Here is an 11,939-nt window from a genome sequence, read left to right as displayed (position 1 = left end):
CATCGTTCGCAGCGGCTAACATGACCATCATGTCCGAGCCAACCACGCCCACGTCGCAGGCGCATGACTCTGGCGCGTCCGCCAACGTAATAGCAACGGTCGAGACCGAAATCCGGCAAACGGTGCGCTTTCCTACTCGCTGGACAGCGATCTCGTCTGCCCTCGTCGTGTTGCTATGCGTCTTGGCCTTAATTCTCGTCCCGATCCCGTTCGTGGCGCGGTCTCCCGGCCAGACCGTGAATCTGCTCTCGACGAACGAACGGGGCAAGCCAATGATTCAGGTCGACGGCTTGACCACTCGGCACGGTGAGGGCGAGATGCGGATGACGACCGTCTCTATCACCCGTGCTGATTCACGTCTCAGCATGGCCGAGGCGTTAGTCGCTCATCTGCGCGCGGACCATGACGTACTTCAGCGGGAGGCCATTTACCCGCCGGGACGGTCTCCTCAGCAGGTCGATGCTGATGAGTCGTACATGATGGACACATCAGAGCGTGACGCCGCCGTGGCCGCTTTACGAGCTGCCGGTCAACCTGTCACTGAGATGCCCATGGTCAGTGCTGTCAGTGCCGCAGGTCCGGCGCATGGAAAACTCGCGCCCGGGGATCTCATTGAGAAGGTGGATGGGAAACCAATGGCCTCCGTTCTCGACGTCGGCAAGGCCGTCCGGAAACATACGGTGGGGGACACCGTCGTGTTTGTGGTTCTGCGCAATTCGTCTGTGAAAACCATTGCGGTGACGACAGTTTCGTCAGTAAGTGATCGACGCGCCCCGGCAGTAGGTGTCACTATCGATACGGGCTACCGATATACCCCAACGATCACCTATAACATTCCGGGGGATATCGTCGGTCCATCTGCTGGGCTTGCGATGGCATTGTCGATTTACCAAATGGTGGCCCCGAACGACCTCATCGGTTCACTGCGGATCGCGGGAACTGGCGGCATTTCCCCAGACGGTAACGTTGTTGCTATTGGCGGAATTCAAGAGAAGATCGCGGGAGCTGAGCGCGACGGTGCGAAGATCTTCCTCGTTCCAGCCGGCAACTGCCGCGATATAAGTGGAGTCGAGACTTCCATGAGACTGGTCAAAGTATCGAGTCTTAAGGACGCCATCGCTGCTATCCAGAAAATCCGTGCCGGGGGAACGGGAATACCGCATTGTTGAATGATGAGGACGTGGAGATGACGCAGGATCCCCAGGTCGCACAGGGAGTATCAGAGTCGGCTGATGATGCCTTGATTGCGTGCTTGACTGAGATCGAGAGGTTTGTTGCTTCGTCGAGCTGGGGCGGTCCGCCTCGTCTATTCGCGCTGGTGCGTACCGTCGATCTTGTGAAAGCTGAGCCAGCGCTGGCTGGTCAGCTTGCCATCGGTAGCCATGACAGCTTGTCGAGTATCGAGCAGGACGACTTTCGTCCCGGTGAAGACCTTGCTCAGGCCCTTGCCACCACGACGTGGGGTGATGCTGTGGATGGGGCCGCTATCTGCGTCGAGAGGATATTCTTACCCGATGACTGCGCCGATGAGATACCTCACGATCCGGAAAAAGCTGCGGCGTTTGTAGCTGCTCATCCGAAACGTCAAGAGGTACGAGTGGTGGCCGGGGCGCTTCGCGATGGAAGCCACTACGGTGTCGCCCGTCTCGTCGAGCACCCCGACGAGCTTCTTGGCTCGATTGATCTGGTGCCTGCGCTGGAATCAGCCGTGCTGGAGACCCTGCGCTGACGACTTGGCGCGAAAACTGCCTTCTGGTCGGTAATGTGCGCGGTGGTGCCGCCACATCTAGGAGACGATCATGACGGATCATCAACCAGTCCATGAACAGGTCCGTGTCCAGGACCAGACCGACCACGGGCCACGTCGCACGCCCGGAAGATATCAGCGTTCACCTCGCGGAACGATGAAGTGCCGTCCTGTGATCGTCGCGATCATGCCGGGCATCCCGAAGCCGGTGTTGGAGACGGGTGTCGAATACGCGAAGGCCATGGGCAGCAAAATTGTGTTCGCGCACGTGGCGACGGACCGAGTCTCTAGTCCGTCGAACCCCGACACCAGCCATCCGCTTGACCCGACAGCGCAGCGGATCTCAATGGAAACTGCCAAGTCAGCCATTTATAGCGCTCTCGACGCTTTCATGTCTGACTATCCGGAAGCGGATTGGGAGCTGGTATATCTGTCTGGTTTGCCGGATCAGCAGTTGGCGCATCTAGCTCACACCATCAACGCTGGATGTTTCGTCCTTGGTACCCGTAGGCCCGGGTTCCGCGCTGGCGTTCAGGAGTGGTTGGACGGCTCGGTTGCCGTGCAGTTGGGACGCCGTCAGCTGCGGCCGGTCATCATCGTGCCGCTTCGAGGCGAGGATTGGAAACACCCACTCTGCTCGTGATGGCAGCAGGATCGTGGGCCGCTGTTCGTCGCCATCTCATCGGACGTTCCGTATCTCCAACGGGCTTGCTGCCGGACTGACGTGACGGCTGCGCCTCGCGCATGTTCTTGCACGTCAGGCGTGCTGTGGGGCATGAATCCTCCCTTCGAACATCCGGTTTGAGGCGAGTTCTGGCCAGTTTTGTAGAGTCTGCGACGAATCACATGTGATCCGGACGATCTGAGAAACTCTGGTCGACGTGGCCGCTCAATCTCGTTATTTTCTGAATAAACTGTGCTATCTTACATATTGGAGACGATACCCAAGGAGAAAGCGGTGGGGGAGCACCTACCTTTTGGGGGTATCTCTAGAAATTTTCTTGCTGGAGTGGTGTTATTGCGTATGAGGGTTCAATGTCTACGAATTGACTCATCCTGAAGTCCTTGTTCTGAGTGTTCTGCTCGACACCGTTTGCATCCTATGGGGAGTGGAAAACTATGTGCACCGTGAGTGCGCCCGCATGCGTGGCAGGATTGTCTAAATAATTTGGGAGGATATGTTGGGTTGGATGTGGTCGAAAAGCGTGAAAATCTCCGATGTAAATCCATTGTTTGGATCTCCAGTGTTCCAAGACGCACGTGCAGCCAAGTACTGAAGTTCATCTGCATACCTTTGCCTTCAGTATCACTGGCACGATCACCAACGTCGACCACACCATAACCGCCTAACTCGCCGCCGGAATGAACGGAACCCTCGACGTCAATCAGCTCAACGAACTTATCCCCGCCCTCGTCCTCAAAACTCGCCACCTTCGGCACTAACACCGAGCTGTCTAAGTCAATCTCAGCCGAGGAATGATGCATGGAGCGTCGGGGCCATGAATAGCCACGCCACATCCTGGCCTCGAATACATAAACTCACCAAAAAGCTGAGAGTTCCCATTTCTATTGACATCAACGGGTTATATATGTCTATAACAGAGGCGTCGGTAGCCCGGAATGTACATTACTTCTCCCCGGTTAGCGCCGACGATCTGATCCGCGACTCGATCGAGCAGATGGCCGCGAAACAGAGACGTAAGAACCAACGGTGAAGGCGGTGGCGCGGCCGGCTGCCGCGCCACCGCCTCAGCGAGTAAGGGACAGCGGAATGCTTGAAGACCAGCTCAGACTCCAAGGCCAAACCCACTCTGGGTTCTCGTCATCTCTCCCTACTTTTATCGCGAAGATAAACCGTTGTATCCCCGGCGGCGTCAAGGTAGGCGCTAATAGCCGAGCGCATAATGTCAGCGGGCTTGCGTCCAGTCTTAGTCGCGAGATCATCGAGCCGCGCATCTGTCACAACATCGAGGCGTACTTGGCGGTGCCGCAAGTTGCCTGTTTGACTGCGCCCGGTCCCGGCACGAGTGATCCGGCCAGCTTCGACATTGGGATATCCAGCCCACGCCAACGCGCGGCGCCCAGCAGCACGAGCAGCTGCGCCACGAAGTATCCGGCCCGGCACGGTCACGGGTGCATCCGACTCAGCCCATGCAGCCAACTCCGCGTCAAGTTCGTCAGTCATTGTTCTTCCTCCTCATTAATTCAAAGGTTTTCTTTCGACACTTCATGTCATGGAAAATTACGAGTGTGTGATCTGACCGCGTGTACCCCATGACCTCAATGGCCACCCCGGACAAGGCAGGCCTAATATGCAGGCTCGGATCACCATGTCTTGGGAACTCTTGACGCCTCGAAATCCTCTTCAACAGTCAGGGCATTGCGCATCTCGTAGAGCACGTCAGCCTCGGTAAAACGGTGTTTTTTAGCGCTCCGCTTAAGGATAATGCGCGCAGTAAATATTGTACGACGCTGTGGGGTCATAAGCCGAGCGTTCGAAAACGACCGTTTTCGGGCGCGTCGAGGGGTGGCGTGTAGTGAGGTCGACCGCTCTGCCGTGCGGGTTGTCGCGCGGTTGGATAAGAGTCTCGGCGTCGGGTGTGGGAGCTCATTTTGGGCTGCGCGGTGTCACGTCAGGATCTCAGTGTATTCAGGGTGATATGACGCCCCATCAGGTGTCTACGGGGTCGTCTTTGCTTTCGGTGCTGGTGATCCGGGGACGAAGTTGCCGTATCGGCGGATCAATTCGTGCTCGTGGTGGATCGGTGATCCCACTGCCCCTGATTACAACCGGTGGCGTCAGGACTGTCGCGCGTTGTCGAAGTCGGACAACGAGCTACGTGGGCCGTCAGTACCGGCAAGCAGCCGTACTGGATTTCAACTATGGCTCGCCGGCGCGTCATGGTGCTGAGTCGGGGGCAGCGATCTTTTTGCATTATGCGACGCGTTACACTGCTGGGTGTGTGAGTATGGACTCACTGTCAAAGCTGACTAACACGCTGCGATGGATTGACCCGGCTCAGAATCCCAAGATCATTATCTTGGGGTGAGATCGTGATTCATGCTGTCGCCTGCATGACTTCCTTGTAGCGCGTGCATGTGAGGTGATGTTAGCTTGCGGCATCGAGGTAGTCGATGAGGGCGGTGCGCATGATGTCGGAGGGGCTGCGCCCGGTCTCGGCCGCTCTCCTGTGCCCATCGTGGCTAGCGAGCGGGGCTGACCGCGGCGTTGATGCCGCGGTCCAGGATCATCCCGCAGACAGTGCACACGCATGTGCGTTCAGACAGGGGCAGCCCCGCCACAGGTTTGGACGAGTGGGAGCGAACCTTGGTGCCGTTCTAGCCGAATTTTCCTGACTCAAACGACTTGATGCGGAGCATCTTTCTTAAATCACCGCACATCGGCCGGACCCAGGGAACCTTTACCAGTGAAGGCATCCCTGGAAGGAAAACACACCGTGACTCCCGTAGCTTTACCGAGCATCGCTGATCTCGACCATGCCGTCAACAACCTCACCGACGCCCTTATCACCGCCACCGACGCCACCGAGACCAGTACCGACAGCGGCTGGTACATCGAAAGCGCCATCGAGGAGCTACGCACCGCCTTGACTGAAGTCGCTTCTCTCAGCCGCGCAGCAGGGGCCCCGGCATCACTGCTGGCCGGCGCATCGCGCGCATGGCAGGCCGGACAGGTCGAACTGATCGAAACCTCAGGACAGGTCGCCGACAACCTCATCGGCTGGCTGGCCGTCCACCCCGAGAAGGCAGCATGAACGGCCCCACCGGAGAAGGAAACAACGGATGCGAAGAAATCCTCGCCTTCATCGTTGTTGGTATCGGAGGGATAGCCCTGCTGAAGAAGATGGCCCCTAAAATCATCGGTCATCTCGGAGCATGGCTTCGCGATCACGGGCTGCTCGGCGTTCCCGGGCAGGGCCTGTTTGATCTTGGGTTGTTGGGGTCGGTTAGTGCTTCCCACCTGGTGGTCGCCGTGGGTGTGCTGATCGTGGTGGGCGCATTGGGGACTTGGTTCGCTGGTTGGGTCTTCGCGAGGGGCAGTCGGGGGTGTAGGTGACTGGTGAGTGGGCCCGGTGTGGTGCCGCGAATAGGTTTTCCCGGTCAGTGCTGGCTAGACACGTGTGGGAAGGCTCCACGGCCGGGCTGTCGCAGGAGGTGTGAGGATCACTCGTCGCCCAGGCTGAGTGCTGTTTTCTCGGCTCGGGTGAGCTGGGAGGGGTCTTCGCGCGGCTGGTCGGCGTGCCTCATAGAGTTGATGGTCTTAGCGCTGCGTTTGTAGAAGGCAGCTCGGGACAATCCGGCAGCCTGGGCGAGGAAGGTCACGGAAAGGCCAGCGTCGGCGGCGTCGCCGAGGATGTCGGTGAGGATGTTCTCGGCGACGCGCAGCTGGTTGGCTTGGTGGTTTCGGGCAGCGAGGGCGTGGTCGACGAGGGCCTGCCAGTTCTCGGGGATCACAGTCACCTTGGTGAGGGTGGTGGGGTCCTCGGGGGTGGTCCATCCGTGTCGGTGGAGTTCGTCGGCCAGTTGGGCTGGTGTGGTCGGGGTCGGGTCGGGGGTCCAGGTGTCGAGGGGAGTCCAGGTCCAGTCGTGGTCGGTGGTGCTCCAGATGCGGACGGTGATCTGGATGTCGGTGTGGGTAAGAACAGCGCGGTATAGATGCACGGGGACTCCTGGTAACTGGCTGCTGGCTGAGCCCTTCGATTCAACCATGTTTGTGTGGGGTCTCATGCGCAGTCGGCTAGCTCGAACAGGGCGGGCTGGAACGTTTCGGCATCCTCGGGCCCGGGCTGGGGCGAGGTAACCGGAGTCTGGGACGAGATAGGCGGGGTGCGGGGGTGGCCGCAGCGGCGGACGGGCTGGCTGATGAGCATGTCGTAGGTGGCCTGGATGCGGGCGGCGGATAGCCGGGTGACGTAGAGGGCCTTGGGGGTGGTGGCCAGGTCGAGGTCGGAACTGGTCAGCCAGCGGCTTAGATGCTCATCGGTCCAGCCGAGGGTGTGCAGGGCTACCAACAGCTCGCGGGATTCGCGGGCCGGGATACGGTCGGTGGACGCTGAGGCGAGATCATCGATGCCGATATCCATCAGGGCGCGAGCATCATTGATGCCGATCCATTCCACGGGTCGACCGTTGCGGCCGAATAGAAGCCGGTGCATGGAGGTGGGGGAGACCCCGGCCAAGGCGGCGACGATACGCCAGGGCATCCCGGAGACGTGCACGAGTCTCCTGGCCCAGGACCGGTAAAGAGGAGCCTCGGCGCGGTCGTCGGGTTTGTGGGTCCGGTCAATGTCAATGTCGCTGGTCATGTCGTTGTACCTCCGTTCACTGATGAAGGGTCCGGTAAGGGGCCTGAATGTGCGGAGGCGTCGCGTGATGCCATCCATCGGTGATGCGGGCGGCCTCGATAAGGGTGTCGAGGAAGCCGGGGTTGTCGGCGACCTGGTCGAGCCAGCGCCGGGCAGTCAGCTCGGCGTCCTTACTGAGAGGACGCACGCGGTGGCCGAGAGTGGGCCCGGTCAAAACGGTGACGTCCCACACCAGCAGCAGGGCCCCGGAAGGAAGGGACCTCATGGGGGACCGGCCGTGTCGGCGCAGTGCGATGCTGGGAGGCTCGCCCCAGAACCGTGCTGGCCCGCTGGGGGAGATGATGGCCACGCGGGGCGTGGTGGAGATGGTTGTGGGTTCGATCATGCCCCAAATGTGTAAATCATGGTTTACACATTTGGGAAGGGGTGAGACCGTGGTGATGGATTTATTGAAAAAGTGGCTGTGGTTCCGCACATCAACCCCGGCTGTGGCACCTTCATCTATGAAGGCGCAGAAGCAAGGAGAGACCATGAGGATCAACGCGACCCGGACCCCGCTGCCGCCGGTGCGAACCATGACCGCCAGCCAGTTGAAGATCGGGGACCTGGTTGCAGGCCACACCGCGGACGGCTCCTACCCGTTCCATGTCGAGAGAGCCGACAGCTACGACGGCATGGTCCACCTCCGTCTGATCGAGATCAGCCACGCTTCGGGACTCACCGATGAGCAGCACCCGGGCATCGAGTCGGTTCATGCTCCCGACGAGCCGGTCATCACTCTCTCGCGCCACTTCGGGGTCTGCTCCGAGTGCGGCAGGCTGTCGCCGTGTCCCGACGAGCTGGCTGAGCGTCGTTTGGAGAAACTATGGCAGGGCGAAGCCGAAGAAGCCGTTCACACATCAGCATGATTCAAGAGTCGTGGGAATTCTCCTTGTCATGGCATCGCAGCGAGATCACCGAGATCATGGCAGGACACCTTCGTTCTGCCTTGCTCATCCCGATCGCAGCAGGCGTGGAAGCCGCGATCATCTGGGCGTTAAGAGACTGGATCATCTGCGGGAACTGGCCTGGTCAGGGTGAGCTGGCCATGATCGGGGCCGCAACGCTCGTCGTCGTCGCGGTGATCATGGTGGCCCTCGAAGCCCACCACTGGCGTACCGCGACATGGCGAAGCTGGCAGACCACACCGGACTGGCATGGCGGAGCCTACGTGGCCCCGCCAGCGCGCCGCCACGGCCCCATGCTCATGTGCGTCCACGCCGTCCCCCGCACTCAAGGCCACGGCTCACAGATCCTCACACAAGTCTGCCAATGGGCCGACGAGCACGGTCTCACCCTCGAACTGAAGCCCTCCGGGCCCGCTGCGGAGCGGTTCTATAAGCGGTTTGGTTTCGTTAAGACGTCGCGGCGGGTCATGAGACGTGAGTGCCTGTCTGGGCGGGCGGATCCACACAAAGGCGTCTAGCACACTTGACTTTGCGTCAAATTAAATAGACACTGTGTCTAGCTCATTTGACAGATAGGGGAGGGTGAAATGCCCAGCTACCGAACCACCCCAGACGGGAAAGATTATCGTCTGGTCATCACAGTCACCGACGAGGTCACCACGTGCGTCATCGAACGCATCCGAGAGGGGACGTGGGTACCAGTCCAGACCTGGAACACCGACGTCACTGCCCGCACCCGCGCACCTGAGCGACGCCTCAAGATCACCGAGTCCGCCGCCAATCACGGCTGGCAAGTCCCCGCTGATGCATGGGGCCCCATCCGCCACAACCGAATCGTCGTCAAGACCATCCACCCCACAGGGTGGGCCTCCGTAGTGGCTGATGCCACCCGCCGCCGCGACGAAGCTCTAGCCCAGCTGGGAACCATTGACCTGGCCTGGCGTGACGTCCTTGCCGACGCTGCCGCCATCGGCCACCTGCCGGCCACCACCATCGCCGAGGCAGCAGGAGTGTCACGAGGCCGGGTCTACCAACTACGCGAAGAACAACGCGAGCGCATGAACGCCCTCGACGCCGGCCGCTCCCTGGCCCAAAGGAGGAAACCATGAGAGACGACCAGGAGCAGCGCCGTCCCGCCCCACATCGGCCCCCCGACCCCGAAACAGTGTGGCTAGACATCGACACCGCCCGGGGAGTCGACGCGGCCGGAAACGAGATCCTGCCAGTGCTGGGGGGACGACGCACCAAGCACGCGACCCTGTCAGACCTGCTAACAACCGCGCTACACCACAACGCCCGACGCCTGATCGTCTGCGGTAACATCCCCGACCAGCCTCAATCCTGGCTGCTGCCTGACACCCCCGCTCACACCCGCGAGTTCAACCAGGACTGGCACGTGCGGGGCCTGTTCATGCTGTCCGGGCGGCCCGCCCGAGGCCGGTTCACCCACAAAGAAACCGACCGCAACCTCGACATTCTGGTCGCTGATGAATGGTTCCCTGGCCAGACCCTCACCCCAATCCAGGCCCGCTGGGCATGGCGCGAATTAACCCACATCATCGCCACCAGAATCGACCGCGACTGGGCCCTCATGGACCGCCCCGGAGCAGAAGGAATCAACCTCTGGAAGCTACGGACCCCCGAGTCCTATCGCATGGAGCCGATGGACCCCGAACTGGGCGCACTCATCCAACACACCTCCCCTCAGCACCGCTACGAACTATGCGTCGACGACGGCAACCCCGAGGACCGCGAAAAGGGCTGGCGCCCCACCGTGCCTGCCGGCCCTATCCCTAACTTCGTGTACATCGACGGCCGATTCATGTATGCCGGATCAGTGACCGGAGAGATCGGTGCCGCACCCGCCACTCTGCTCAGCGCCACCGAAGCCCGCGACCTGTTCACCAACAACCCCTGGCACCCGGCCCGCTACCACATCCGCTTCACCGTGCCATCCTGGTGGGACGACATCGGCCTACTACCGGTCAAACGCACCAAAGGACGAGCAGGATGGTTTTGGCCCAACGTGCCCGGCACCACCCACGAAACATGGGTCGATACCGCCGAACTGAAACTAGCCATCGACGAAGGCTGGGACACCGAAGCCGGACCAGATGGGCCCATCACCCAGCCCATCGAGTTCCTCGAAGGGATCAAACTGACCAAAGTCGATCCCATCCGAGGATGGGTCAAAACCATCCAAGACATGATCGACATCGCCGAGAAACGCTGGGCAGACAAAAACCCCACCGCCACGACAATCCTCACCTCCGCGTTGAAAAACATGCTGCGCGTGACCATCGGCCAAATGTCGGCCTCCAACCCCGTCACCACCACCGTCGTCTACGACGCCGACGACATCCCCTCCGACATCGAAGGCTTCGACGTCATCCGCAACAAAACCGGTGACACCATCGCCTACCAATACCAAACCGCCCGCCGCCGCCCCGACCCCGACACCTGGCACCCCGAAATCGCCGCCCGCATCTGGGCCCTGTCCCGCGTACGCACCCTCAACACACCCATCGCCGACCCCACCACCGGAAAAAACGCCACAACCAAGGGAGGAGCACTACGCATGAACTCCCGCACCCTGCTGGCTATCCACGGCGACGCCATCTACACCAGCAACGTGCCCCCCTGGGCGCTCCCTGTGGCCCAGGGGGGCGGCGATGACGGCAAGGGCGGGCGGCTGCGTGTCAAAGGTGTCTTGCCGGGCCCTTTGGAAGCGCCTCAGACCGGATCGGAGCGGGCTGCTCTATCAGAGCAGGCCGAGCAAGTAGGACTCCCCGAGGAGGCGACCAGTGACTGAGCGTGACAATCGGGCTCAGGACCTGGTGCGCACCCTGTTAGCCGAAGGGTGGAGCCAAGCCGAGATTGCCCGACGAATCGGCCGAGACCCCCGCCTGGTGCGGTTCGTGCTAAAAGGGCTTAAGCCTGGCACCAACCTGGTCGAGGCGTTAACACAGTTGGAGCGGGGCGAGGAGGTTACCCCGCCCGGCGTCGGCATGATCGCAAAGGCCGGACCGCGAAGGTACGCGGTAAGCGCGGAAAACCATCTCACCGTCCCACCGAACCGGATGCCGAACTCCTGCACCCGAGACGAAGCCGCGCACCACAACAGTCCGACGAGGAGGTGCTGGGCGAGGAACACATTGAAACCCTGCCGAGGAAACGCCGCCACGGCACAACCCCGTCAACGAGTCAGCCCGAGCGCCTCGAACGGCAGATGCGCAAGCGCAACCTGCTGCGTCACGAGGTCACAAACCTGCCCCACCACCGTTCTTCCCACACACTCCAATTCCCTCGCGACAACGAGGATGCGCGAGGACAAGCCTCCGATCTGCTCACCGAGATCCTGTCAGAAGGCCGCGGCCAGCGGATGCACGCGAAACTATGGATCGAAGTCGATGAAGGTGGCCGTCGGGAGCTCCAGATGGTGCGGTTAGGGGATAAGGGCGGCTACGACTGCGGTTTCGCTTTGGAAGACGTGCGGATGTTCCGGGATGCGTTGTCGTGGCTAGAGGACCAGGCGGGTCAGCAGTATGGCAATGTCGCCGATAGGGGTCGGCTAGTCGGTGTAGAAATCGATGTTTGGTGAAAGCCATGATTTTGATGGGCAGACTTAGGCCTGCGAGCTTTGCGTAGGGATTGAGTTTGGGCACCGTACGGGGGTATGCGAGATGCCCAAGAGCATCATGATGCCTATGTATTTTTGTATTTGTGCATCGTGTGGTGGCGGGTTCGCCTCTCTCCCGCCGTCCTCGATGCTGGTGTGGTCTTGGTGAGGGTACAGTGCTAAGTGTCAATCTGGTAATGGATTGATGCCCCGGATGATCTGGGGAAGCTGACGAAAGTCGGAGCATCAGACCGTGTGGGGCAGTTTCAGGTTCCGTTGTGGATTCACGGACATCGGTG

At 60.6% G+C, this 11,939-nt stretch carries 17 protein-coding genes and 1 pseudogene; 12 read left to right on the top strand and 6 right to left on the bottom strand.

Going from position 1 to position 11,939, the window contains the following annotated elements; translation table 11 throughout:
* The first annotated feature begins 20 nt into the window (after window positions 1–20).
* The 3 genes from ACOYO3_RS07715 (at window position 21) to ACOYO3_RS07705 (ending at window position 2,390) form a co-directional block, all read left to right on the top strand.
* On the top strand, window positions 21–1,169 hold the full coding sequence (locus tag ACOYO3_RS07715; RefSeq protein ID WP_002524902.1) for a YlbL family protein: 1,149 nt from the start codon (window positions 21–23) through the stop codon (window positions 1,167–1,169).
* On the top strand, window positions 1,166–1,729 hold the full coding sequence (locus ACOYO3_RS07710) for a PPA1309 family protein (protein ID WP_002513396.1): 564 nt from the start codon (window positions 1,166–1,168) through the stop codon (window positions 1,727–1,729). Before ACOYO3_RS07715 ends, ACOYO3_RS07710 begins: the two co-directional genes overlap by 4 nt.
* A gap of 175 nt (window positions 1,730–1,904) precedes the next feature.
* Complete coding sequence (locus ACOYO3_RS07705; protein ID WP_002519443.1) at window positions 1,905–2,390, top strand: universal stress protein; 486 nt, start codon at window positions 1,905–1,907, stop codon at window positions 2,388–2,390.
* Window positions 2,391–2,779: 389 nt separating this feature from the next.
* Here the strand turns inward: ACOYO3_RS07705 and ACOYO3_RS07700 are convergent, their stop codons facing one another.
* Window positions 2,780–3,232, bottom strand: coding sequence for a hypothetical protein (locus ACOYO3_RS07700; protein ID WP_002519444.1), 453 nt, complete (start codon window positions 3,230–3,232; stop codon window positions 2,780–2,782).
* Window positions 3,233–3,246: 14 nt separating this feature from the next.
* On the opposite strand from ACOYO3_RS07700, the gene ACOYO3_RS07695 reads away from it, so the two are divergent.
* Window positions 3,247–3,462: a hypothetical protein gene (locus ACOYO3_RS07695; protein WP_002519445.1), complete on the top strand. Its 216-nt coding sequence runs from the start codon at window positions 3,247–3,249 to the stop codon at window positions 3,460–3,462.
* A gap of 107 nt (window positions 3,463–3,569) precedes the next feature.
* Here ACOYO3_RS07695 and ACOYO3_RS07690 read toward each other — a convergent pair whose 3' ends face one another.
* Window positions 3,570–3,932: a hypothetical protein gene (locus ACOYO3_RS07690; RefSeq protein WP_002517838.1), complete on the bottom strand. Its 363-nt coding sequence runs from the start codon at window positions 3,930–3,932 to the stop codon at window positions 3,570–3,572.
* Window positions 3,933–4,072: 140 nt separating this feature from the next.
* Complete coding sequence (locus ACOYO3_RS07685; RefSeq protein WP_002513399.1) at window positions 4,073–4,231, bottom strand: hypothetical protein; 159 nt, start codon at window positions 4,229–4,231, stop codon at window positions 4,073–4,075.
* A gap of 669 nt (window positions 4,232–4,900) precedes the next feature.
* Between ACOYO3_RS07685 and ACOYO3_RS07680 the strand changes: the two genes are divergently transcribed.
* From ACOYO3_RS07680 to ACOYO3_RS07670, 3 genes are all read left to right on the top strand, one after another.
* A complete protein-coding gene (locus ACOYO3_RS07680) occupies window positions 4,901–5,104 on the top strand; it encodes a hypothetical protein (protein WP_002519446.1) in 204 nt (67 codons plus the stop codon).
* Window positions 5,105–5,205: 101 nt separating this feature from the next.
* Complete coding sequence (locus ACOYO3_RS07675) at window positions 5,206–5,523, top strand: IolC protein (protein ID WP_002513401.1); 318 nt, start codon at window positions 5,206–5,208, stop codon at window positions 5,521–5,523.
* Window positions 5,520–5,825: a hypothetical protein gene (locus ACOYO3_RS07670; protein ID WP_002516396.1), complete on the top strand. Its 306-nt coding sequence runs from the start codon at window positions 5,520–5,522 to the stop codon at window positions 5,823–5,825. The genes ACOYO3_RS07675 and ACOYO3_RS07670 overlap by 4 nt, the downstream gene beginning before the upstream one ends.
* A 107-nt stretch (window positions 5,826–5,932) precedes the next feature.
* Here the strand turns inward: ACOYO3_RS07670 and ACOYO3_RS07665 are convergent, their stop codons facing one another.
* Genes ACOYO3_RS07665 through ACOYO3_RS07655 form a run of 3 tightly spaced genes read right to left on the bottom strand, consistent with a single transcriptional unit; the run spans window position 5,933 to window position 7,339 of the window.
* Window positions 5,933–6,478, bottom strand: coding sequence for a hypothetical protein (locus ACOYO3_RS07665; protein WP_002524903.1), 546 nt, complete (start codon window positions 6,476–6,478; stop codon window positions 5,933–5,935).
* A 14-nt stretch (window positions 6,479–6,492) separates the two neighbouring features.
* Complete coding sequence (locus ACOYO3_RS07660; protein ID WP_002513404.1) at window positions 6,493–7,074, bottom strand: hypothetical protein; 582 nt, start codon at window positions 7,072–7,074, stop codon at window positions 6,493–6,495.
* A 16-nt stretch (window positions 7,075–7,090) separates the two neighbouring features.
* Window positions 7,091–7,339 carry a hypothetical protein gene (locus ACOYO3_RS07655; protein ID WP_002513405.1) on the bottom strand — a complete coding sequence of 83 codons (249 nt, stop codon included), beginning with the start codon at window positions 7,337–7,339 and terminating at the stop codon, window positions 7,091–7,093.
* Window positions 7,340–7,367: 28 nt separating this feature from the next.
* Here ACOYO3_RS07655 and ACOYO3_RS07650 point away from each other — a divergent pair, with 28 nt between their 5' ends.
* The 5 genes and pseudogenes from ACOYO3_RS07650 (at window position 7,368) to ACOYO3_RS07630 (ending at window position 11,622) form a co-directional block, all read left to right on the top strand.
* The gene (locus ACOYO3_RS07650; RefSeq protein ID WP_002519659.1) at window positions 7,368–7,982 is read left to right on the top strand and encodes a hypothetical protein; all 615 of its coding nucleotides are present in this window, start codon (window positions 7,368–7,370) and stop codon (window positions 7,980–7,982) included.
* Window positions 7,979–8,539 carry a GNAT family N-acetyltransferase gene (locus ACOYO3_RS07645; RefSeq protein ID WP_002517970.1) on the top strand — a complete coding sequence of 187 codons (561 nt, stop codon included), beginning with the start codon at window positions 7,979–7,981 and terminating at the stop codon, window positions 8,537–8,539. Before ACOYO3_RS07650 ends, ACOYO3_RS07645 begins: the two co-directional genes overlap by 4 nt.
* Window positions 8,540–8,608: 69 nt before the next feature.
* Entirely contained in the window at window positions 8,609–9,130 is a 522-nt protein-coding gene (locus ACOYO3_RS07640; protein WP_002513409.1) for a hypothetical protein, read from the top strand.
* Window positions 9,127–10,833, top strand: a complete 1,707-nt coding sequence (locus ACOYO3_RS07635) for a hypothetical protein (RefSeq protein ID WP_002524904.1) — start codon at window positions 9,127–9,129, stop codon at window positions 10,831–10,833. The genes ACOYO3_RS07640 and ACOYO3_RS07635 overlap by 4 nt, the downstream gene beginning before the upstream one ends.
* Window positions 10,826–11,622 (top strand): annotated as a pseudogene (locus ACOYO3_RS07630) (helix-turn-helix domain containing protein). The gene ACOYO3_RS07635 and the pseudogene ACOYO3_RS07630 overlap by 8 nt, the downstream one beginning before the upstream one ends.
* Window positions 11,623–11,939: the final 317 nt, after the last annotated feature.

Source organism: Cutibacterium sp. KBN10P07758 (assembly GCF_050286205.1).
Taxonomy (GTDB): domain Bacteria; phylum Actinomycetota; class Actinomycetes; order Propionibacteriales; family Propionibacteriaceae; genus Cutibacterium; species Cutibacterium acnes.
This window is presented reverse-complemented; position numbering and strand designations above follow the sequence as displayed.